The organism is Mesorhizobium sp. M0491, assembly GCF_040321265.1.
GTDB lineage: Bacteria > Pseudomonadota > Alphaproteobacteria > Rhizobiales > Rhizobiaceae > Mesorhizobium.
Map to the genome: position 1 here is coordinate 96,778 of NZ_JAMYRE010000011.1, position 22,304 is coordinate 119,081.

General features: G+C 62.3%; 22 protein-coding genes. 5 read left to right on the forward strand and 17 right to left on the reverse strand.

Going from position 1 to position 22,304, the window contains the following annotated elements; all coding sequences use genetic code 11:
* Positions 1 to 3 precede the first annotated feature (3 nt).
* The 9 genes from NKI69_RS16100 to NKI69_RS16140 form a co-directional block, all read right to left on the reverse strand.
* Positions 4 to 672, reverse strand: a complete 669-nt coding sequence (locus tag NKI69_RS16100) for a hypothetical protein (protein WP_031213875.1) — start codon at positions 670 to 672, stop codon at positions 4 to 6.
* A gap of 243 nt (positions 673 to 915) precedes the next feature.
* Positions 916 to 3,399 carry a phage tail protein gene (locus NKI69_RS16105; RefSeq protein WP_352721987.1) on the reverse strand — a complete coding sequence of 828 codons (2,484 nt, stop codon included), beginning with the start codon at positions 3,397 to 3,399 and terminating at the stop codon, positions 916 to 918.
* Complete coding sequence (locus NKI69_RS16110) at positions 3,399 to 3,995, reverse strand: phage connector family protein (RefSeq protein WP_023814089.1); 597 nt, start codon at positions 3,993 to 3,995, stop codon at positions 3,399 to 3,401. The genes NKI69_RS16105 and NKI69_RS16110 overlap by 1 nt, the downstream gene beginning before the upstream one ends.
* A 488-nt stretch (positions 3,996 to 4,483) precedes the next feature.
* Complete coding sequence (locus NKI69_RS16115) at positions 4,484 to 4,666, reverse strand: hypothetical protein (protein ID WP_352721989.1); 183 nt, start codon at positions 4,664 to 4,666, stop codon at positions 4,484 to 4,486.
* A complete protein-coding gene (locus NKI69_RS16120; protein WP_352441219.1) occupies positions 4,663 to 4,827 on the reverse strand; it encodes a hypothetical protein in 165 nt (54 codons plus the stop codon). Before NKI69_RS16120 ends, NKI69_RS16115 begins: the two co-directional genes overlap by 4 nt.
* A gap of 221 nt (positions 4,828 to 5,048) precedes the next feature.
* Positions 5,049 to 5,486, reverse strand: coding sequence for a hypothetical protein (locus tag NKI69_RS16125; RefSeq protein WP_352441220.1), 438 nt, complete (start codon positions 5,484 to 5,486; stop codon positions 5,049 to 5,051).
* Between the two features lie 3 nt (positions 5,487 to 5,489).
* Positions 5,490 to 8,063, reverse strand: a complete 2,574-nt coding sequence (locus NKI69_RS16130) for a hypothetical protein (protein ID WP_352721992.1) — start codon at positions 8,061 to 8,063, stop codon at positions 5,490 to 5,492.
* Between the two features lie 281 nt (positions 8,064 to 8,344).
* On the reverse strand, positions 8,345 to 9,334 hold the full coding sequence (locus NKI69_RS16135; RefSeq protein ID WP_352554723.1) for a Coat protein: 990 nt from the start codon (positions 9,332 to 9,334) through the stop codon (positions 8,345 to 8,347).
* 181 nt (positions 9,335 to 9,515) lie between these two features.
* On the reverse strand, positions 9,516 to 10,427 hold the full coding sequence (locus NKI69_RS16140; RefSeq protein WP_023814100.1) for a hypothetical protein: 912 nt from the start codon (positions 10,425 to 10,427) through the stop codon (positions 9,516 to 9,518).
* 83 nt (positions 10,428 to 10,510) lie between these two features.
* Between NKI69_RS16140 and NKI69_RS16145 the strand changes: the two genes are divergently transcribed.
* Complete coding sequence (locus tag NKI69_RS16145) at positions 10,511 to 10,750, forward strand: hypothetical protein (RefSeq protein ID WP_352721994.1); 240 nt, start codon at positions 10,511 to 10,513, stop codon at positions 10,748 to 10,750.
* A 4-nt stretch (positions 10,751 to 10,754) separates the two neighbouring features.
* Here the strand turns inward: NKI69_RS16145 and NKI69_RS16150 are convergent, their stop codons facing one another.
* Positions 10,755 to 11,327, reverse strand: a complete 573-nt coding sequence (locus tag NKI69_RS16150; RefSeq protein ID WP_352721996.1) for a hypothetical protein — start codon at positions 11,325 to 11,327, stop codon at positions 10,755 to 10,757.
* A 257-nt stretch (positions 11,328 to 11,584) separates the two neighbouring features.
* Here NKI69_RS16150 and NKI69_RS16155 point away from each other — a divergent pair, with 257 nt between their 5' ends.
* Both NKI69_RS16155 and NKI69_RS16160 read left to right on the forward strand, forming a co-directional pair.
* Positions 11,585 to 11,899 (forward strand): YMGG-like glycine zipper-containing protein, encoded by a 315-nt coding sequence (locus tag NKI69_RS16155; RefSeq protein WP_027040217.1) that lies wholly within the window; start codon positions 11,585 to 11,587, stop codon positions 11,897 to 11,899.
* 73 nt (positions 11,900 to 11,972) lie between these two features.
* Positions 11,973 to 12,245, forward strand: a complete 273-nt coding sequence (locus tag NKI69_RS16160) for a hypothetical protein (RefSeq protein WP_352721998.1) — start codon at positions 11,973 to 11,975, stop codon at positions 12,243 to 12,245.
* An 82-nt stretch (positions 12,246 to 12,327) separates the two neighbouring features.
* On the opposite strand, the gene NKI69_RS16165 is transcribed toward NKI69_RS16160, so the two are convergent.
* The 5 genes from NKI69_RS16165 to NKI69_RS16185 form a co-directional block, all read right to left on the reverse strand.
* Positions 12,328 to 12,927 (reverse strand): hypothetical protein, encoded by a 600-nt coding sequence (locus NKI69_RS16165; RefSeq protein WP_050592753.1) that lies wholly within the window; start codon positions 12,925 to 12,927, stop codon positions 12,328 to 12,330.
* Positions 12,927 to 13,355, reverse strand: a complete 429-nt coding sequence (locus tag NKI69_RS16170) for a hypothetical protein (protein ID WP_352722000.1) — start codon at positions 13,353 to 13,355, stop codon at positions 12,927 to 12,929. The genes NKI69_RS16165 and NKI69_RS16170 overlap by 1 nt, the downstream gene beginning before the upstream one ends.
* Positions 13,352 to 15,571: a hypothetical protein gene (locus NKI69_RS16175; RefSeq protein ID WP_023813798.1), complete on the reverse strand. Its 2,220-nt coding sequence runs from the start codon at positions 15,569 to 15,571 to the stop codon at positions 13,352 to 13,354. Before NKI69_RS16175 ends, NKI69_RS16170 begins: the two co-directional genes overlap by 4 nt.
* A gap of 517 nt (positions 15,572 to 16,088) precedes the next feature.
* Complete coding sequence (locus NKI69_RS16180) at positions 16,089 to 16,409, reverse strand: Bbp19 family protein (RefSeq protein ID WP_352554719.1); 321 nt, start codon at positions 16,407 to 16,409, stop codon at positions 16,089 to 16,091.
* Positions 16,406 to 18,157, reverse strand: coding sequence for a portal protein (locus NKI69_RS16185; protein ID WP_023813801.1), 1,752 nt, complete (start codon positions 18,155 to 18,157; stop codon positions 16,406 to 16,408). The genes NKI69_RS16180 and NKI69_RS16185 overlap by 4 nt, the downstream gene beginning before the upstream one ends.
* A gap of 311 nt (positions 18,158 to 18,468) precedes the next feature.
* Between NKI69_RS16185 and NKI69_RS16190 the strand changes: the two genes are divergently transcribed.
* Entirely contained in the window at positions 18,469 to 19,080 is a 612-nt protein-coding gene (locus tag NKI69_RS16190; RefSeq protein ID WP_023813802.1) for a class I SAM-dependent methyltransferase, read from the forward strand.
* Between the two features lie 460 nt (positions 19,081 to 19,540).
* Here the strand turns inward: NKI69_RS16190 and NKI69_RS16195 are convergent, their stop codons facing one another.
* Positions 19,541 to 20,116, reverse strand: a complete 576-nt coding sequence (locus NKI69_RS16195; RefSeq protein ID WP_023813804.1) for a hypothetical protein — start codon at positions 20,114 to 20,116, stop codon at positions 19,541 to 19,543.
* Positions 20,117 to 20,241: 125 nt separating this feature from the next.
* Here NKI69_RS16195 and NKI69_RS16200 point away from each other — a divergent pair, with 125 nt between their 5' ends.
* On the forward strand, positions 20,242 to 20,613 hold the full coding sequence (locus tag NKI69_RS16200; protein WP_023813805.1) for a nuclear transport factor 2 family protein: 372 nt from the start codon (positions 20,242 to 20,244) through the stop codon (positions 20,611 to 20,613).
* Positions 20,614 to 21,453: 840 nt separating this feature from the next.
* On the opposite strand, the gene NKI69_RS16205 is transcribed toward NKI69_RS16200, so the two are convergent.
* Positions 21,454 to 22,209 (reverse strand): phage terminase large subunit family protein, encoded by a 756-nt coding sequence (locus NKI69_RS16205; protein WP_023813806.1) that lies wholly within the window; start codon positions 22,207 to 22,209, stop codon positions 21,454 to 21,456.
* Positions 22,210 to 22,304 lie beyond the last annotated feature (95 nt).

The window sequence follows — 22,304 nt, forward strand, 5'->3', positions numbered from 1 at the left end:
CGTTCAGCCTCGTTCGCCAAAGGAGGTGTTTGCGGGAATGAATTTGCTTTTGACGCCGTCCACCGGCGCGCCGAGCGCCGGGCGCGGGTCGAGCGCACCGCCGGGGGTGAGGAACGACACAAGCAGCCTGTCGGCCTGCAACGCCGGCCGGCTGAGACGGGCGGGTGCAGCGGCCCGCGGGCCGGCCATGGCGGCGCGGCGGGTCGTGGTCAGATTGATCTTCAGCTCGGCGACGCCGGCGGCATCGAACAGGCCGTTGGCGGTGGCAATGGTGCGGGCGAGCGCATCGGCCTCGAACAATTCCTGGCGCAGCAGCTCGACCAGCCGGCGGGCGCTGCCCCAGCGCTCGCCAAGCGTTGCAGCTTTGGCCTTGATCTCGTCGCCAAGCGCGGCGATGTCGGCCCGCGCTTCGCCTTGCGCGGCCTCCGCACGGCGCTTGCCGGCGGCGTCGATGGTCTTTTCCAGCAGCCCGATCTGGTCGTTGCAGTCGTCCAGCGCGGCACGCGCGGCGGCCAGGTCGCCATCGCCGAAGACCGCGCGGTCCTCGGCTTGCGCCAGTTCGGTTCTGCAGTGAAGCGCGTCGTTGAGGTCGGTGTCGAGCAAGGCGATGACGGCGGCGAATTCGGCAGCCGTCCGCGCCATCCCGAGGATTTCGGCATGGGGAGATGTCATTTCGGGGATCCTTTGGTGAATTGTTATCTCCCCACTCGAGGGGGAGATGGCCGGCAGGCCAGAGGGGGGTCGGCACGACCGGGTGCGACCTACCGCGGCAGATGAGATTGGCGCTTCGCGTGGAGCGTCGGCATCCTCTTTCAACGTGGAGGAGGTTGGCGTCCGGTCGAACCGACCCCCTCTGTCGCCTCCGGCGACATCTCCCCCTCAAGGGGGGAAATCACCATCTTCAACGCCGGCGCTCTACGGCTCGGCGTCGAACACCGGCGTGAACGCACGGATCGTGCAGGGCGTCGGGTTGACATGGCGGATCCGCACTCGGCCCTGCCCTTCCCAGCTGTCGTCGATCGGCACCTCGACATTGCCGGTGAACAGCGTTGCCCGCCCGTCCGGCGCGATGATCGAGGGCATGCGCACCGGCTCCCAGCGGCCGCGCATCAAGGACTGGACTTGAAGCCCCGTGGTGTCGGTCTCGAGCAGCGACAGGATCACCTTCGCCACCTTCTTGCGGCGGCCGATGATGGAGCCGTCGCGGCCGCCGACATCGAGCTCCAGCGTGTCGGCGCCCGCCGCGTAGGGCAGGCCGAGTTGCCATTTGGCGGCGGTAGAACCGCCCGGCAGCGTGACGGTGCCGCCGCCGCTGACGGTCAGCCCGCGATAGACCTTGCCGTCGGCGAGCACATCGACGGACTGGCCGGCAAGGTGCATGGCGCCGCCCACCGTGGTGACCGCAAGACCCGCGTAGGACAGGCCGCAATCGACCTCGAAGGCGTCCGCGATGGCGCCGTATTCGAACGGCGCGGTCTTGATCTCGATGTAGCGCCTGGTCACGCCGCCAATGCTGCGCTTCACGATCAGCCAGAGATCGTCATTGCCGTCCTGGCCGGGGGTGACCGCAGCGCTTTCGACATCAGCCCAATTTGAACCATCGGAGCCCGCCCCGCTGACGTTGCCGCCCAGGCGATGCCGGTGCATGCCGCGCACCTCCTGGCTCGGCTGATGGGTGTAGCCGCCAAGCTCGCCATTCTCGAGCGGGAACCACAGCAACGGGTCGGGATCGGTCTGGAAGGCGAGCTCGACCACACCCTTTTTGGGAATATGCTCGGAGACCTGGCCGACATCGTCCGAAGCAAAACGGCTCTGCGCCGTCTGCGTCAGCTCGGCGATCGATTTGCGCGAGCGTGTGACATAGAGGAACGACTGGCCGGCATCCACCGGGCGGATGCGGGCGCAGCCAAAGGTGCGCGAGCGCCGGTTCTTGAACGAGGAGGGCGTCAGCGCCTCGTCGATGCCCGAGCCCGACAGGGCGCGGATGCCGCCTGAGGTGCCGATCAGAAGCGCGCCGTCGCTGTCGGCGATCCAGACAATGTCGTTGGCCTGGCCGCCGCCCGCCTGGACGAACTCCAGCGCATCGTCGTCCTTCTCGCCGAGAGCGAAATTGTCGAAGTCGCCGGTGGCCGAGGCATAGACCGAGAATTTGCGGCTGAAGGCCAGCCGCTCCTCATAGAGCGAGCCGCTCTCCACATGTTTTCCGGGAACAAACGTACCGAGCCGCCAGCGCGTGATCGGGTTCATGTTCGGCAGCGCATGGCCGTAGAGGATCACTTTGACCACCGTGGTGCTGGTGCGGCTGGTGATCCTCGCCCACCGCCAGATGCCGTCGGCGCCCAACAAGCGGATGGCGCGGCCGACATCGGTCGCCTGGAAGCCGGTGTCATTGTTGATGCCGATGCTTGAAGACGCGGTGATGTCGAACGGCGTCTGGTCGAATGCGGCGACATGGATCGCAAGCTCGGCCGAAACGCTGCTTTCGGCATCATCGCCGCCACCGCCGCTGAACACCAGTTGATGATATTCAAAGGCCGATTTGTTCGTGAATTCGTAGAAGCGCGTCTCGCCATTGCCCCAGCCGAGCTCGCCCGTACGAGTATCCAGGGTGACCCAGTTGGTGCCATCATTGGAACCCTGCAATTCCCAGGCGGTGAAGAAATCATAATTGCCCGTTGCCACCCGTGACGTGGTGATCCAGTAGGCATCGGCCACGCGCTGTGAACCGCCGGCATTGCGGAACCGGATATAGCCGTCACCGCCGCCAGAGATCTGGATATCCTGCGTCTTGTCGCGGTCGAACATCTGCCAGGCAGAGGCGCTGCCGCTGCCGGTGGAAGCGGTGCCGGAAGGCGTCGTGTTGCTGGTCATCTGCGGCGTCAGATGCCCGGTGTCGGACGGTGTCAGCGTCGTCGCCGTGTCGTTGACCGGGTCGTAGGGACCGTCGAGGAATTCAAAATCCGTCAGAGCCCACGCCGTGTGTGCGCTGCGCGTCAGCACCTTGGGCGGATAGTCCCGGTGAGTGACCCACATCTGGTCGGCCGACTGGACATAGGCGAGCTCGAACAGGTCCGCCTCGAGATAGGGCGAAGCGACCTCCACCGTGTCGACGCGCGCGCCATAGGCATGGACGCGGATGTACCGGTCGCCGAATTCGAGCGCATAGGCTTGATCGGCCGAGAAGATGAACGGGATCAGCCGCGTCGTCTTCGCGGAAATCTTCACCTCGCCGGCAAAATAGGTGCCGCCGCGCTTGCGGATGCCGCCATGCGGCAGGGTGATGAAGTTCTCGCATTTGGCCAGCGCCGCCCGATAGAAGTCGAGCGAGGCGCGTGCATGCAGGCGCGGCGAGATCTCGCCGCGGGTGAAGACGTCCTGGACGGGATAGAGCGTCGTCATCAGCGCGCAATCCTGTTGTCGCCGCGCTGATTGGACCACGAGGCGGTGTAGAGCCGGCTGCCGCGCTGGATGGCGTTGGCGTTGAGCGCCGCGTCCAGCGCCCGGTCATAGGCCGAGCGGGCAATATCGATCATGCCTGACTTGTGCGTCAGCGGATGCGCCACCTTGACGGCAAGGGCCGCCACCAGAACCTCGGTGAACAGCGCATCCCAGTCGTTGGGATCGGTGAGGTTGGCGACGTAACGGATGGTCAGCGGGCCGGACTGGTCGGAATAGATCAGCCCCGCCTCCTGGCGCCACGAAATCGGCACGCCGTCCGGCTCGCCATCACGGGTCAGCGGCAGCGGCCGCAGGCAGTCGGCCGGCAGTTCATAGGCAAAGGTCAAGCCGCAATCGCTGCCGGTGTCCGCCCCGGCAACCGTGGCGCGCAGGATGGCGAACACCCAGGCACATTTGGTAAGTTCTGCTTCCCTTGCGAGGTCGAAATGCAAGTTGAGCAGCCGTGCCGCCTTGACGTCCTGATCGAGACTGTCGATCGGCGCCTCGTCGAGCACGGCCAGCGCCATGTTGGCGATATCGAGCGGGGTGATGGCCATGGGTCAGCGCCTCGTCCATGTGGGTCGGGTCATGATTTTCTCCGGGCATGAAAAAAGCCGCTGCGAAGCGGCTGGGGGTTTGGATGGCGATATTCAGAGATCGTGCTCTACGCCCCCTCCGATCTCCCTTCGTGGGGTTGAAGAGTGGTCCGCGTAGCGGACGGAAAGCCAACTGCTTGGCTTTCCGAATGACGAAAGCCGGCAGGACGGAGGGGGCGCTAAGAAATATTGTCAGAACGAGGAATTACGGCGGCAGCGCACTATTTTCCAAGTCTCAGTCCAGACATGCTATCGACAAAACGCGCGAGATCTCCGGCATCTCACTGTTATTCGTGATTCCAACCCTTAAAATATCGGACGAAATCCACTAATCGAGCAATTCGAAAGATGGAAACTTACGTACCACCCAAGCCATGGAGATAGATATCCATCCCGGCTTGTAACTTTCCCATCCTTGCTGCAAGAAACGCTCGCGCTGGATTCCTCATTCACGAAAACGAGGTGGTACGTCGTTCCAGATCCTGCCGCTTCATCCAGTTTGGTGCCTGCAATTTCCAGCGTTCCGCCCACAAATCCGTCCTTCTCAAGCTTGACGAGAAGAGGGCTGCAATAAACAAAATTGCAGCAGCCACCAAGATAGTTGCGGTCGTCAGAACCATCACTTTCTTCATTTTCTTTTCTCGTGAAAGATCATTGCCGGAGGCAGTGAAGTCTGAAGTAGTCCGGCCTCCAGGGCAAGGCGCGCGATTTCGTCGGGCGCGACCCCGGGTAAAGCTTCGCCCAACACACGGCCGACATTGTTATTGCCGACATTGTTATTTATGAGATCCATGGCACGCTGCCAATCGTAGCCAAAGCAGGTGATCCGCCCAGTGAACTCGGGAAAGCCTAGGCTGCCCCTCGCGTTCCCCGCGCCACGTCCTGCACGCGGACGATCCTGTACAAGCCCTGCTTGAGCGCCCCGCCTACAGAACTGTTCAACAACTCATTCAATCCCTACACCTTCGTTTCAAGCGATCGTTTCGCCCGCACGCGCAACGTCATCAGGATCATTCAATCCTTTTCCGGTTCGTCGAATGAACGAATCCCGGCTGACTCGTTGCCGAGGCGCTCAAACACGTCCAGGGCACGTTCTGAAACAACAAGCTCGTGGTTCGGAGCCATCCCGAAGTCGTCATGTCCCCGCTGCCCATGGATCTTCATCCAGACGAAAGATGGAAGTTCCGTCTCTGGCTGCAACCGATGGAACAGCTCCGAGGCAGTAACCACGACATCGGCAAAAGTGACCCCCGAAACACCTAGCTTCAACAACTCCCGCTGAGCTTCTTCGGTGACAAGAAAACAGGGAAAGCTGGTTATCAGGACATCTCCAATCCAAACGTCGATCTCATAGTGAAGTTTGTGCACAATGGGTGGGTGAACACGGTTATCGAGAACCGTATTTTTGCCAAAGTCGCCAGCCACAAACGGAAATACATAATAGTAATCCATTTTTTACCTATATTTTCCGACGGGCGGCACGAAATGATGGCCATATTTCTTATCGATCATTGTATAATGGTCCATAAGCTGCTGCTCTGTTGGGTTGGGGTACTTTTTATAGAATGCGTCATTTTCGCTCCTAATGATAACGAGATGCAGGATATCGTTAAACTCTTTAGGTATTCCGCGAAGATTTTCTACCGAATTGATCTTACTCTTTGACAGGATATTTAGAAATCTCTTAAGTAATTGCTGCTCAGCTTGGTGATGAATTACCAAATCCTCGATTTTCACGCCGGGGTTCGCGTCAGCATACCCTTTCCGGTAATCATTTGTAGTCGCCTCGCCAAGTCTTACACCGGGATGCTCTACGCGACTGGGGTCTCTGGCAAATAGTTCGCGTGCTACTGCGGCGATCATCCGGCGATCCAGCTGTGACTTCCGGGGTGAACGGGTCGTCTGGCCTCCGCCTTGCGCCGTCGTAACGCCAGCAAGGGCGTTGGAGTCAGCTGTCAGAAGTTCCCCTGCGCCATCAAGCCATGTCGTGGGCTGCTTGGAGAAATTCCCCGGCTGTGGCTTTTCCGGTATGGCTCCCGCTACACCTTCGCCGGCACCTGGCTTCTCAACCCGACCGGAAGCGACTTTGGACGTCGGTGTATTTGCGGCTTCCAGATTGGCGATGGATCGTTCAGTTTGCCCCAAGGCCCCGGAACTGACTGACTCAATTGCTCGCGGTATTGCTTTCTCGACGGCAGCAGTCCGACCAAACCCAAGCCAGTTCAATGCATCATACCCCTGATGCATCATCAGATTCTCAACACGGTTCGACGGCTCGTAGTAAGCACCTGTAAAATCGAAAGACTTGAGCCTTGATCTGGTCTTCGCGTTGAAAGCTCCAACAGCAGCGTTAGCCGCAAATTCGGCTGTTCCAATCCCGGCATTGGCGATCGACTTGCCTAGTGCCTTCGCTTGAGACGTGAGCATCGAACTCGATGGGGGAGGCGTGTGCGCAGAGGCATCTGGAATGATCGAGCCCAAACCGGCATCGGCCAATTGCCGGGCCACGGCTGCTCGAGCGACAGGGCCGAACGTTCCCGCAAGCAGCGTGCTTGCCTTCGCATTTTTGTCCTGCTGGTATGCAATACGGCTGTCATAATTATCGGAAAGATCACGGATAAACGACAGCGGCACGGGCTGAGGGTTCTCAATGCCCAATTGTTCCTGCGCTGCGACGGACATGGCTATCGCTTTGTCATAGGCGTCCTTGTCATAGCCGTTTGGATCCTCAAGCCCGCCGCCGATCACTGCTTTCCAAGCGGCAGCGATATTGGGGAACACTTCACTGACATAGCCGCCGCCATCGGCTCTTCTGTGATTCATCACCAGCCCTACCGCAGCGGCGGTCGCCTCACGACGCGGCTGGTCTTCCGGCGAACCGTTCGGCCCGGAATCGGCATCGCGGAGGGCGGCATGGATCGCCTGGTTCGGCATGGTGCGCATGCCGAAAACCTGACTGCCTACGTCAGCCCACCAGTCGAAATCCTGGAAGCGCTTGTCGCCCTCGTCGAGCCCGTAGGCGATCCTGAAGGCATCCCGACCGGGCATCTTGCCGGCATAGGCGCCGGTCCTTGCGATGGCGTCCGGCGCGTTCTGCTCGGCGAGACCGATGTTGGTGCGAAGCTCAACCTGCCGAGCCGTTTTGGCCGCCTCAGCCTGTCGCACCAGCGCTGCCTGTTCCTGTTGCGAAAGGTCGTCCCCGAACGCCTGGGCCAGCATTTCATCCGGCGTCTGCCTGCCGACGCGGTCACCTTTCCCGGCGGCCATCTTTGAGTTGCCCGGGATAGAGCTGTCAGCCGCTTGCGAGGCATCTCTGCCGGAGGCCGGCTTCCCGACACCAAATATCTCCAGAGCGCGTTTCGGATCCTTGGCGATCAACGCCTCGAAGCGCGTCTTGGCCGCAGTGCTGAACCAGTTCTTGACCCTCTGCTGCCTGATCCCCGGATCGAGCCCCATTTTGTCGATCAGGTCGAGCCCTTCCTGCCTAGCCGCCTCGAAGCTGGTGTCGTCGGGATTGGCGTCGCCAATGGCGATGGCGCTGGTCTTAAGCGCCGTGTCGACCTGAGCCAACTCGTAGTCCTGACGCCGCTGAAGCTGCCGCTTTGCCATGCGCAGCGCGCCAACCCGGCGCATCTCCTCCTTCTGCCTGGCGAAAGCGGCGCGCTGGCTCTCGGGCATGTCCGGCAAGGCAGCGTCGAACATGGTATCGAACAAGCCGGTCTTGACCACCCGGCCGTTGCGCGGGTCGACCTGGCCATACATGGCCTCATGCAGGCCTCTGCCGTCGGCCGGCACGTTCGCCGCCACCTCGTCTTCCGCCTGCGCGATCCGGCCGGTGAACCGGCGGCGCGCCAACTCGGCGTCGAAGGCCTCCTGCTGGTCCTTCATCTGCTGGTAGCGCTCGGCGATGGCCGAGAACTCGTCGCCGAGCCCCTGCATGGCGCCGCCGATCGGCGATCCCTGGGGGTACTGCACAGCGTTGCCGGTATCGAGCCGGCGCTGCGCTACATGGAGAGGTATGGTCGCCATCTGGATGTTCCCTGCTCACGAAGCGCTGATGCTGATCCGCTGAGATCACCGACCGCTTCGGCAGCGTGCCGGCAATCGCGCTCGAGGCAGGTGCCTTCGTCGGGTCTGGATTTTGGAGAGGCCGCCAACCAGGGCATTGCCTGCGCATTGGTTCAGCGGGCTGATCTTCTGCCGGCAACGGAGTCCGGCCCTGTTTGTCACGCCAGGATCGGGACAGAGCTGGCGTCAAGTTCAGAAAAAGAGGCGGGAGCTCATCGCCCCCGCCCCTCGCCTCGGCCGGATCAGGCCTCGGTAGTCTTCAGCGCGATGAACGTCATGTTCTTGACGCTGGACGCGGTGCGGTCCCAGTTCGCCGCCAGGGCCAGTTCCGCATCGGTGGCGAATTCGCCGGCCGAGGAGGCGTCGAGGAAGCGGGTGCCGGGCACATGCGGCACAAAATGCCGGCGGCCGACCATTTCGGTGATGCCGCCGCCATGGCCCTGGCGCGGCTTGCGGTCGAACTCCAGCGGGCCGCCCTCGGTGTTGACCGGCAGCTCGTTCCACAGGATCGCCTTGTCCTTGAACATGAAGGCGGTGTAGACGCCCGCCGTGACCGGGATATCGTCGTCGACCACGGCCCGCAGACCCATATAATAGGGGATCAGCGGTCCGCCCTGCTCGGAAGACGGCACATAGTCGATGAGGTCGGCAAGCTTCAGCGCCTTCATCTGCTTGGAGTGCATCCAGATCGTCTTGAACTTGTCCGCGCGGTCGCCCATCAGATAGGCGGCCTCGATGATGTCGGTGTCGACGATGGAGGCGCCGGTGGTGCGCACCAGGTCGCCGCCGTCATTGGCGACGTTGTCAGCGACGACGCCTTTCAGGATGCCGAGCAGGGTCAGCTTGTTGGCGCGCTGCCAGTACTCGGTCTGCCGCTTGACGATCAGCTTCTGCGGATCGTCGCCGGCTAGGATCGAGGTCAGGTCCGGAACGCCCCACGCCTGGGCGCGGACATTGCGGGCGGCGACCTCGCGGCGCGAGCCGATCTTCTTCATCTCGATGGAATCAGCCGGATCGTCATTGACCGGTTCGGACGGATCGTTGCCGAGGTCCTTCCAGCCGGGCATGTCGACGGAGCGGCCGCCCATCGAGAGCTTTGACGAGATGGCCGGGTCGGAAAACAGGATTCCGGCCTGGTAGATTTCGAGCGACTGCACATGCTCCTCGAAAGCATATTGCGCATAGACGGACGGAACGATCGCGTCCGCGATACGGGTATAGGCATCTGCCATTTTTCTCTTCCTTCAGGTTTGGGTTTGGTGGCGATGCCCCCTCACCCAGCCTCCGCTTCGCTCGGCTGACCTCTCCCCGGCGGGGAGAGGAGACCTGAGACGGCGGTGCAGCCTCTTCTCCCCACCGGGGAGAAGGTGGCCGCGTAGCGGCCGGATGAGGGGGCATTCGAATGCGGCTGACTCAGAGCGGGTTGTTGGGCATCCAGCGATCGGGATTTTCTCCCGCCTCGCGTGCCAGCCGCCTTGCGCGGGCGGGGTCGCTTTTGACGAGGGCTGAAATGGCCGTCAGGTTGCGTTCGCCGGCGGCGTTGCGCTTGAACGGATTGGCTCCGCTGAAAGAAGCGCCGCCGTCGATCGTGTCTTCGCGGAACATCGCCTCGCCGATCGCCTGGAACGCCCTGGCGATCTGCGGATCGGTCAACGCCCCGTCAGGCAGAAGGATGCCCTTCGCCTTGTAGGCGTCGACCAGGCCGAGCTTCTTCATGGCCCGGTTGGCGACCTCCAGTCTCTGGCGAAAGCCGTCGCTGTCGGTCGGCCCCCAATCCCTGACAAGCTCGTCATGGGTGGCTTCGACAGAGCGGGCGAGCGCGATTTCCTGGCGCGCGGCCTGCTCGGCCATGTAGCCGACGAACCTGTCGTGATAGGCCTGCGCGGTTCTTGGCGAAGCACCCGCTTCGACCGCCCAGGCCTTGGACGCCTGAGCGAGTTCGTCCGAATAGGCGAAGTTTTCCGGCAGGCCTTCCGGCCTGAGGTATTCGACCTTCTCGGACGAAGTGACAGGACGCATGGCCTCGGGCAGCCGGGCATGAAACCGCTCCCAGTCTTCCCGAGGCGCGTCAGGCGCGGGAACGCGCAGGCTCTCACCCTGCTGCCGCTCCAGCTCCGCATAGGATGTGAAAACCCGATCGAGGCTTTCAGGCTTGGTCCAGCCCTTGGTTTCAGCGAGCTTGCGGTTGCCTTCGGAAAGACCGTCAAACCAACTTTTGGCCGGCGGCGCGGCGGACCCTTTATCCGCGCCTGCCGGTGACTGTGCCGGGTTGCCCGCCGGCTGCGCACGCGCCGCCACGGACCCGGCGTCTGCCAGATCTGTCATGTGATGTTTCCTTTGATTGTTGCAGAAAGCGACCTGTGCCATGCTGCGGGCAGAGGTCTGTCTCGTTGGACGCAGAGGGCGTTATGGCCAGAGGTCTGTATCGGCACAGCGACAGTGTCGCGATGGTGCTCTACGAGAAGAACTCCATGATTTTACCGAAGAATGAATATGACGAACGAGGCTACCAGCCTGCTTTCGAAGAACTGCCTACACATACCGAATGGGTTGCGTGGCACCGAACCCATGGAAGCGAAGGAATGGCACTGGCAGAGTGGGAGGCGTGGTCAAAAGCCAGCCACGATGACGGGCAACCCTCTTCCTGAAGCCTCAGGCATTATCCCCCCAGTTCTCCCAAAGCAGCGTGATCGTGCCCGTCACCGTCAGCACACCGTCGGCGTCGATGTCGGTGCCGGTTGCAAACGCCAGGTTGAGATTGAGATCGACCGGCGTCACCGTGCCATCCAGCGTCGCGGCGGCGGCGATGTCGGCGGTCGAGGCGGTGGAGAGTGCGGCGCCAGTGCCGTCGAGCGTGCGGGCCGTCGAGGCCAGCACGTTGACCATGGTCGAGGCCAGCGTCGCGCTCGATGCCGCCGCTGAACCGAGCGACCAGGTCAGCGCCGCATTGTCGTTGATGGTCGCCGCGCGGGCGCCGAGCACAGCGAACTGCAGCCGCGCCGTGCCGCCCTTGATGCGCACCTTGCCCTCGGTAAAGTCGAAGATCTTTTGGGCAGCATAGGCCAGCGCGTCGGTGACCGGCACCTGCATGCCGGCGAAGGTGAACACGGTACGGTACGATCCGCCCTGCCCCGTGGTGACGGCTTTCAGGCCCGGCCTGGGCGGGGCAAGGCCACCCTCGCGGGCGGCGGCGCGGACAAGTGTCCGGGGAAGACCTCGGGTCATGGCATTTCTCCATTGGTGAGTGAAATTCTGGAACGCCCGGCCGAGCGAATCCCGACACCGGGGCGAACCATCGAAGCTGAATCATTTTGACAAGCAGCGGCGCTAGCGCCTTGATCGAAAGGGGTGTTTTCGGCCGCCGGTCTATCAACGCCCGAGAAACCATGTCTTATATCGTGAGGCCTCGTGCCCCCGTTCCGCCGCAATGCGACCGCACGGGACGAGCCATAGGGATTTCAGGCCTTCAAGGGAGACCGCACATGAACTTTCACAAAGCCATCGCCGCCGTGCTGATGACCGCAGCACTGGCAGGCTGCGCGCAGACCGAGGGCCAGCAGCGCGCCGGAACCGGCGCGCTGATCGGCGGCGCCGGCGGCGCCCTCGTCGGCCAGGCCATCGGCGGCAACACCGAAAGCACGCTCATCGGCGCCGGCGCCGGCGCCCTTCTGGGCGCGGTTGTCGGCAGCTCCACCACGCCGCAGCGCCGCGGCGAACAGATGTGCCGCTACCAGGACCGTCGCGGCCGCATCTACACGGCGCCCTGCGACGACCGGTACTACAACGGCGATTATTGATCATTAGCCCCTTCTCCCCGTTCACGGGGAGAAGGTCCCGGCAGGGGGTTGAGGGGCAGCGCGATGTTCTGAGATGCTGGTGCCGCCCCTCAGCCGCCTACCGGCGTTTCGCGGTGCAGCCGCTAGGAAACAGGAGCAATACGGCGCCAATTCCAGCTTGCAGCGATCGTCCGAATTACCTTTTAAGCTCTGGCAAAATCTTCTCATCAAGGAATTTGAGCCGGCTGGCCAGCATTTCGGCATTGGCGGGATTTGCGTCGACATCGACCGGTATCAATTCCGCTACAGACTTTCCGCTGCGTGCAGCTTCAACCCAGACTTCAAGGGCACCGATATACCCATCTAGCGCCTCGAACGGGGTCTTTCCGTCGTCGAATTGCGGTGACAGTGCACTATTTTCCAGTTCTCAGCCCAAACGTTCGCTGCAGTCATATCGGTGCAGCCGACAAATGGACTGTCATCGCAATCAAAAAGCGTAATCCATTACTGTTCGCAAGGTTCGACCACAGCAAACGGTATTCCCAATGATTCCAGCAAATCAAGAATGCGTTTCGAGATGACGAGGCGGAAGGGTATTGCGATCCCGAAATCGTCGTGGCCAGCCTTCCATTTACCTTCAGCCAGACGAAAGGTGGTAGCTCCAGCCCGGGTTGATCCTCTTGACACTCTTCCGAGGTAGTCACCTCGGCGTCGGCGAACGTCGCACCTGAAAAGCCCATCTTCTGCAGTGCCCGCCGGGTTTCTTCAGTGACGAGGAGACAGGGGAATGTCGCAACGATCACATCGCCGAACCAGCCTTCTACCTCATAGTGAAGCTTGGTCACGATTGGCGGATGGACGCTCGAGTCGAGAACGGTGTTTTCGCCGATCCCGCCAGCGACGTTCGGCCTTATTTTAAAGTATCCGGTCGACCCGTTGGTCGGATGCCCCCGTGCCGCCTCGCGTGTCGCGTCGGCGAGTTTCGCCCTCAGGCCAGCAATCCATCGCTTCAACATCGCCCCCCAAAGAGCCGCCAAGACTAAGGGCATCAAGACGCCTCGAAAGGTTCAATCAAGGCATTGGAGATTCCCGAAGGCTTGAGAGCATCGAGAACCCGCTCGGAAACGACAAGGCGGAGATCTTTCGCCATTCCGAAATCATCGCGACCGGCATCAGCTTTCACTTTCAGCCATACGAAGGGCGGAAGCTTCTGGTCCGGTTGCATCTCCTCGAACAATTCAGAAGTGGTCACCTCGACCTTGTCGAAGGTTACGCCTGAAAATTCACTCTTGAGAATTTTCTCTGCAACATCGTCGGTGACAAGATAGCACGGGAATGACGCCACCATACTATCGCCCAGCCATCCATCAAACTCATAATGTAAACGGGTTATGAGAGGGGGATGGACACTCGCGTCCAAAATGATGTTATCGCCAAAACCACCAGATACCTCTGGCTCAAGATAATAGTATCTCATTTCTCACCTATTGGTGGATTGAAGAGGTGACCATATTTCTGATCTATTTCGGCGGCCTTTTCCAGCAACTTCTGCAATGTGGTTGTAGGATTTTGCCTGTAGAACGCGTCCCATTCGCGTCGAATGGTACTCAGATGCAGCGTAGAATTCAATTCCTTCGGTATTCCTCGGAGATTCTCAAGCGAATGCATGATATCTTTGTTCATAATTCCGATGTATATCTTGAGCGCTTTTTGCTCTATTCGATGATGAACAAATACCAACTCAGCTAACTTAGGATATTCTTTAAAGAACGTCTTCTGATATTTTCTGGAGAAAACTCTTAAAGCTGGCTCAATTACTTCACTGGCGATTTTCCCGTCTTTGAGGAAATTGGCGCCTAACCACCGAAGGCCTGCGACCCCGCCGACCGTTGCTCCGGAGGCGGAAGTAACCGGCAGTTGACTAAGGGCATCCAACGGATCGTCGTGCAGATCCTGGAGAGCTATCCCGATGTCATGCGGGATTCGGCCTAGGGCCTCGAAACCCTCACTGAGATAGTCCCCGAAGTCGTCAGCGGCTTGTTGGAATGCAGACCGGGGCTGGCCAGGTTGTGCGGATGGAACCCGTCCCTGCCCTGTCGCACTGGTGATGATCGAATCGACGTGGGCCGGCTGAGGAGGGCGAGCTTGATCCAACTGCCGAGATAAGGCCTGGCGGACACCCGGATCGGGCGCTGCTGCCAGAAGATCATGCAGGATGATGTCCTTCTCAGCCTGCGGCACGTCTTCATTGCTAAAGATGTCGGCAAGGCTTTGGACAATGGCCCTTGGTAGGGGTTGAGGGGTCTCGACGCCCAGTTGCCTCTGTGCTGCGACAGAGACGGCGATGGCCCATCTGTACGCCGCCGGATTGCTGGTCTCCGATTTGCCGTCCGGGTTCGTTGCCGCCCTCCACGCGGCGTCGACATTGGCGAAGACATCGCGGACGTAGCCAGCAGGATCCGCCCGCCTCACGCCCAGAATCTTGAGCGCAGCGGCAGCCGTAACTCGATACCGTGTCTCCTCGTCGTTGGAGCTGACTGGCCCAGGCTCCGCATCGCGCAGCGCTGCGTGGATCGCCTGGTTGGGCATCGTCCGCATGCCAAAGGCATGGCGGCCGACATCCATCTTCAAGCTGAAGTCCTGGTACCGATTGCCGCCGTCCTCCGCGCCATAGACGGCCGCGAAGTCAGCGGGGCTGGGCATCTTGCCGGAATAGCTGCCCGTATTGGCGATTGCGTCCGGCGCATTCTGCGAAGCGAGGGCGATGTTGGTGCGCGCCTCGATCAGTTGGGCCGTCGTCGAAGCGTGCGCCCGGTCGATCAGTCGCTGAACGTCATCTGAAGACAGGTCGGCGAGAGGATCGCCTGCCGGCTTGGTCGCGATCGGATCGGGCGCCGGAGCACGGCCAGCAAACGCCTGCGCCACGGTTTCATCAGGTGTTTTCTTGCCGAGGCGGTCGCCGGGGGCATCGCGGCCGGAGACCGGCGCCCCTTCGCCAAACATCTCAAGCGCGCGTTTCGGATCCTTGGCGATCAACGCCTCGAAACGCGTCTTGGCGGCGGTGCCGAACCAGTCCTTCACCCTCTGCTGCTTGATCCCCGGGTCGAGCCCCATCTTGTCGATCAAGTCGAGCCCTTCCTGCCTGGCCGCCTCGAAGGTGACGTGATCGTCGGGGTTGGCGTTGCCGATGGCGATGGCGCTGGTCTTCAACGCCGTGTCGACCTGCGCCTGCTCGTAGTCCTGCCGCTGCTGGAGCTGCCGCTGCGCCATGCGCCGCGCGCCAACCGCGCGCATCGTCTCCTTCTGCCTCGCGAAACCAGCGCGCTGGCTTTCGGGGATACCAGGCAAGGCATCATCGAACAGCGTGTCGAACAGGCCTGTTTTGACCACCCGGCCGTTGCGCGGATCGACCAGGCCATACATCGTCTCATGCAGCCCGGCGCCGTCGGCCGGCGCGGTCGCCGCCACCTCGTCTTCGGCCTGCGCGATGCGGCCGTTGAACCGGCGCCGTTCCAGCTCGGCGTCGAACGCCTCCTGCTGGTCCTTCATCTGCTGGTAGCGCTCGGCGACAGCGGAAAACTGGTCGCCGAGACCCTGCATGGCGCCGCCGATCGGCGACCCCTGCGGATATTGCACCGCGTTGCCGGTATCGAGACGGCGCTGGGCAATGGAGAGGGGGATGACGCTGACCATTGGCTGTTTCCTGCCCAACTGGCTTTGAACAAAAGCGGCGCCGGCGATCACGGCGCGGCCGATCGCACGCTGGCTGTCGCGTTCGTGGGGTTCTGTCGGCTCGACTTTTCTGGAAAATCCTGGAGCAGTGGTGCTGCCCGGGTGGGTCAGTGGACCTTGTCGGCAGCGCGACCACGTCGCAGAGCCGCGCGACCGCTATGGCCGCATCTATATGGCGCCTTGCGACAACCACCATCGCAACGGCAATTGTTGAGGCGCCGGCGCCGAAGCAGCCAATCTCCCCCCTCGTGGGGGAGATGTCCGGCAGGACAGAGGGGGCGCCGTAGAGCGCCTACCTCTGTCGTCGCCAAACTTTGAACATACCCATACCTTGGCCGCCTACGGCCAAGCTTGAGCGGCCGCTTGTGATTTGATTGTCGTGCGATGAACGCGGCAAGGTCGGCGGAACAGTGCCCCCCCTCTGCCCTACCGGGCATCTCCCCCACAAGGGGAGAGATTGGCAGCTTTTACGTCCCACCTACCCCTCCGCCCGCGCCGCCTTCTCCAGCGCCGCGAGCTGCGCATTGTCCAGCGTCAGGAACCCCATAATATGCTGCACCACCTCGGCGCGCGCATTGCTGAGCGCGCTGTGCAATTCGAACCCATTGGGCGTCCTGGTGCGCGCCATCCACTCGCCATAGGACGGACGCCGGTAATAGCCGGTCGTCGCCGCGAGATCGGCGAGCACCATCTCGCCATCCTCGCCTGAAAACACCCTGAGATACGCCTTGGCCAGCGCGTCGCGCGCCCTGGCAGGACTGCCGGCCTGGCCGGAATGGGCGAAGCGTTTCCGGCTCATGCGCCGTTACCTGCCGGGCCGACGGGCTCCCCGCCTTGGCCACCCTGCAGCATGCCTTGCAAGCCGTCGAGCAGGCCGCTGTCGCGGGCCTGCACCGCAGCCGGCACCGCGTCCTTGGCGGCCTTCCCAGCCGTGGCGATCGCCGCCATGCCGGCCTGCGCCTGTTGGGTCTTGGCTCTCGCGCCGCGCAACTCGTCCACCTCTTCCTTGCGGCGAAAGATGCGCTGCGGGCTGCGGCCGGCGCTCTGCACGATCTTGATCGCCTCGTCACTGTCGATGTTGTCCATCACGCCAGGGTCGAACTGCGCCATCTGCATGGCCGTCGTCACCACCTGGATGGTGTCGCGCGCTTCGGCCGAGCGGCGCAGCACGTCGAGCGGGCCGGTGAAGGTCGGCCGCACCGCCTTGCCGGCGAGGCTCTCCGGCGGCACAAAGCGGCTATCTTCGTCATAGAGCCCCTTGTCCTCGAGAATGCCGAGCTCGCGGTCGAGATTGCTGGCGAAACCGGCCTGGATGATCGAGCCGGACGGGCCGAGCAGCGCGCCCTTTTCCTCTTGCCTGATCAACGCTTCGGTCGCCGTCATCTGCGGGTTCTGCACCAGCGTCTGGAACAGGTTGACGAACATCATGTCGCGGATCTCGTCGGCGCGGCTCTGCGCGTAGTTGAAGGCGTAGGTCGGGTTCTGCCCGGTCGAGATCGGCGCGATCAGCGGCCTGCCATTGTCGTCGATCAGGCCCGGATAATTCTCGCCTGGGTTGAGCACCGGCACATAGTCGAGCCGGGCCTTCGAGGCGGTCGCCGGATCGGTGATCTGCTGCAGCGCGCGAAGCCCCGAGCGGCGCACGGCATTCTCCTCGCGCACGGTGGTCAGCGCCTCTATGGTCGGCGAGATGCCGTAGGGGTCGCCCTCGTAACGCCGCCAGTTGAAGGTCGACACCGGAAACGTGCGAAAACCGCTTTCCCGGACGATTTCCTCCTCGTCCTCGATGACGTGGAAGGAGGCGAAGGCCGTGTCGAGATATTGGTATTGGCCGCCGAGCCGATACATCTTGCGCTCGTCGCGCGGCTGGATGCACTGGATCAGCGAGATCTTCGTCTCGCACTTGGCCGGATCGTCGACCAGAACCTTGATGCGCACCGGCAGTTTGTCATAGCCGAGCAGCTGCGCGGCCTGCCGCGCCGTGCGTTCGTAGCGGCGGTGGAAAATGTCGACCTGGCCCCAGCGGTTGCGGCTGAGATAACCCTCGACCACCGGGATCGAGGCATAGCGGATCAGCGTCGCGCCGAACCCTTCCTCGGCATAGAGATAGGCTGGGCCATAGCGCACGACATTGCGCAGGCAGGCCTGCGTCGCCGGCACGAAATTCGAATTGGCGGAGTAGCGCAGCGCAAACAGGAAATCGCGCAAGGCCTCCGCCCATTCCTTCTCCTCGTCGGTCTCCTCGTCGTTCATGGCCGCCGTCGACAGGCCATGCCATTTTTCCGACTGCGGGATGATCAGGCTTTCCAGGCCGGCGGCGAGCCGGTTGGCGGCCGAGTTGATGGTGTTGGCATAGACGCGGGCGCCACGCCGCTCCTGCCGCTCGGCCTGGGAATCCGGGCCGCCGGTTCGGCGGCCGCTCCAGATATCGGGCGCATCGGGGTCGCAGAATTCCGCCACCTGCTCCCACACAGCCTCATACTGGCTGCGCTCGCTCTCGAGCTCGGACTGGCGGGACAGGATATCGCGGGCGCGGGAATCGGTCATGAGAGGCCTCACTTGTTTGGCGCGCCGGAGCTGCCGATTAATTGGAAATGTGGAGGGACAGCACCCACCTCTGGCCTGCCGGCCATCTCCCCCGCACGGGGGGAGATCGGTAGTTTTAACGACGGCGCTTTTCCTGCAACGTCGGCGATTAGCGAAAGCGGTGGCGACATCCAATCTCCCCCCTTGCGGGGGAGATGTCCGGCAGGACAGAGGGGGGTGCCTCGCGCCTACCTCTCTTTAAAAACCCCTGTCATCTTTTGCCCACTTGGCGGTGCTACGCACATCTGCGGCGGGTTTTGTTGGAGGTCGATGTGACGACAAGCCTTGCCGCCCTGAAAAGCCAAAGCAAACGCGCCGTGAAACGGCTCATCGGTTACGATTCCCGCAACTGGCTGCGCATCCGCCAGATCGAGGCGTTCAGCCTCTTTCTCGAAGCGGGAAACCGCAAAGCTTCCGACGTGATCGAGATCTCGCCCGGCTGGAACCGCTACTGGCGGACGATGTGCCCCAACTACCGCTCGGTCGATTTCCCCGCCTTCGACATCTGCAGGGACCGCACCGACGAGCAATATTCCATCGTCATCGCCGACCAGGTGCTTGAACATGTGCAGCGGCCGCAGGCGGCGGTGCAAAACATCCACGCCATGACCCGGCCCGGCGGCTGGGCGATGGTGGCGACACCCTTCCTGTTTCGCGTCCACGCCAGGCCGCACGATTACAACAGATGGACCCCCGCCGGCCTCAAGCAGCTGATGGTCGAGGGCGGCTTCGCGGAAGCCAACGTCAAGGTCCATGGCTGGGGCAACAAGGCCTGCGCCAGGGCCCATATCGGCGGCCCCGTGCGCGCCTATGGCCTATGGCGGGATCTCAGCAACGACGAGGAATACCCGCTGATGGTCTGGGCTTTCGCGAAGAAGGCGTGAGGGGCGGTCCGCGTAGCGGACGCAAAGCCAATTGCTTGGCTTTGCGAGCGACGAAGGCCCGAAGCGACAGCGAAGGGCCGGGGCTGAAGCTGCCGATCTCCCCCCGCGTGGGGGAGATGGCCGGCAGGCCAGAGGGGGGCGCTGTCCCGCCAGCGTATCCACGATATCAACTGAACTTCCGATAGGTCTGTGCCTGTTTTTGGAAGGCCAGCAATGCCGCGTTCCTTCGCGCCCCCCTCTGCCCTGCCGGGCATCTCCCCCACGAGGGGGGAGATTGGCTAATCACCGCCTTCTCATCACCCGCGCATGCCTTCGCCATACCCACCAGTCCCACACACGCTTCCTGAAACTGCGCTTCATCGCGGTCATGGTCTAAAGCCCCAGCAGCACGCGGCGCTGGCCGGTGAGGCTCGCCGGCGCGAGGTCGGTCTTGATGGTGCCGGCGGTACCGTTCCGCTGTTCAAGCTCGGCCCGCAGTGCCGCCTCGCGCGCCTGCACGTCCTTGTCCTGCGCCGTCGGTACCGGCGGCAGCGGCTTCAGTTCCGGTGGTTTTTGCAACAGACACATGGTTCCAGCCTTCTCTTGTCCAGTCGTAGAGGAAAAAGTCTTCGCCGTTGCGGCCGTAGCCCGGCAACAGGCAGCGTTGCGTGGCGCCCAGCCGGCCGAGCCAGCGCAGCGCTAGTTCATTGACGGCCAGCGCCCGGGCCTCGACCCGCCAGGCGCCGCGCGTCGCGACTTGAGGCCCCAGCACGGCGTGAAAGAAGTCTGTGATCCCAGGCACGCAGCGCTTCATGCGGCGCGTGCCCCAGCTCCAGGCGATCCACAGCCCGCCGCGCTGTTCGGCAGCGCCAAACCCGGCCTCCGGATTGCCGTCGAGTTCGGCGACATAGGCAAACCCCTGCAGCGCCGTCAGCGCCAGCAGCGCCGGCGACCAATGGTCAAGCTGGCAGTCGATCTCGGCGCGGTCTTCGGGGCGGAGATTGGCGGCGATGTAGGAGAGATCGCGGAGCGTGGCGGGAATGATGCGGAGGGTCATGAGCAACCAGCGCGATAGAGGTGCAGTTCCCGCTTTCGGACGGCGTCTCGGCGGCTTGCGCCCTTGACCGGCCCCGTCGCCAGTGACCTACTTCGGACATCGACGGTTATCCAGGAGACGGGCGCATGGACATTCGAGCGACACTGACGGAGCTATGCGAAGCCTTCAACGCGCACGATCTCGATCGCATCATGGCGTTCTTTGCCGACGACTGCGTCCTGGAGATGCCGCGGGGCGCCGAGCCCTGGGGAACGCGTTGCGAGGGCAAGCGCAACGTACGGGACGCGCTGGCGACACGCTTCGAAGGCCTGCCCGATGTCCACTACGGCAATGGTCAGCACTTTGTGGACGAAGCTGCCGACACCGGCATGTCGAAATGGACCCTCACCGGCACCACCCGCGAGGGTGTGAAAAAGGAAGTTCGAGGCTGCGACTTCTACACGTTTCGCGACGGCAAGGTGATCCGCAAGGATTCTTATTGGAAGATCGTGGAGTAGCTTGCGGCGTCAATACGAATTGCGGTGGTGTGACGGGTAAGAGTGCACTGTCATCGTATTCGCTTACAGACAGGTTCTCGTCCACGCAGCCGAATGATTTTGTGCCGTTCAGACAGGATAGGGTCTATTTGCAATCCCGCTCTCGACTCGTTGCTGACATCCCCGCATACAGCGCTTATCTTCCATGAAACTCCAGCACCAAGCAGTTCAGATAACGCCAGTGATTTCAGACACAAAGATACTAAGCGACACAGTGGCTAGCGGTATCGTCTTCATTGTCCTCGCCTCGGCCACACTCTACTGCGTTCGTGAACTTTTGTCCGCGTGGAGAACAGGCTCCATTCGATCAAAAACAGGGCTCGTTCTCCGAAGCTCAGACGTTCTGACTTTCCGACGCCTGGTTGGCGTTACCACCTTCGCAGTGCTTTACTTATACTTTGCCTTTTTGCTGTCGTGGGAGCGGCACTCGCCGTCTCGACTCTCTTTTTTCTGGTGGCTTTGGCTGCCAAGTTTAGCCGATAAGCTAGAATTACGGTGCCGGTGCTTCAGTCCGGAGGTTCGCTGCGGTCACATGGTGCAACCGATAAAAGTGCACTGTCACCGTAATTCACCGTAATTCGGTGTTGCGGACTACAGGCGCAGGGCCGGCGCGCCCTGTCTCTTCGTCATCCTATGGCGGAGCAAGGAGCGGAGCGACGCGGCGCAGACCATAGGATCCATGCCGTGACCTTGGAGCGCTGCTACGGCGCAGGATTCTGACGTGCCGCGTTCCCCGGCGACCATCACGGCATGGATTCTCGGGTCAAGCCCGAGAATGACGAAGTGTGGGGAGCCTTGCCCCTACCGAAACGCCCCCAGCGGGTCGCTCTGCCCCGCCGGCCTTCTCGCCGACCTGAACTCCGCCGGGTCCACCACCGCCTCGCGCAGCATCATCACGCCATAGCGTGTCGCCGCCATCAAATCATCCCGCAGCTTCACAACCTGGCCATCCCTGCGATGAAACAACCTAAATTCCTCAAACCAGTCGGCGAGCGTGGCAAACACCTTGAAGCGGCCGCTCTGCATGCGGTCGAGCATCTCCATCAGCCCGGCCTCGACCGAGACCGAACCGTCGGGGAATTGCGCGTGGCGGGTCAGCATGTTCAGCCCGTGTGCCGAATACTGCCGGGCGAGCGCCACGCCCGCCCCTTCCAGCGTTTCGCGGCGGCCGTCGCGCGGCCAGGCGAAGGGCAGCCATTCGCCCCATGGTTTGAGCGTCAGCGTCTGCATCGCCGGCGTCTGCTGCGAGGCCCGCGCAGACTTGGTGACATAGACGACATCGGCCTCCGTATCCCAGGCCAACTCGACCGCGGCCGAAGGATGGTCCCAGCCGAAATCGAGCGCGCCGAGCCTTGGCCAGTAGCGCGGCAGCCGGAACGGCGCGCAGGCGATCAGCGCCTCGGCCACCGGAAAGATGCGGCCCGAACCCAGCACCGGAATGCCCCGAGCCCGCGCCTCGCGCTCATGCGCCGGATAGGCCGCGACGATCGCCGCGCGCTCCTGCGGCGTGTAGTGCGCGGCATCGTCGATGGTCATGAAGGTGACGTGTCGAGACATATCAGTCTGCCTAAATTATTTGCCGGGACGAGTAACCGCCATTGATAATACTGTTTATCAATGCAAAGCTGCTGGCCAATTGGGGGAGATACATG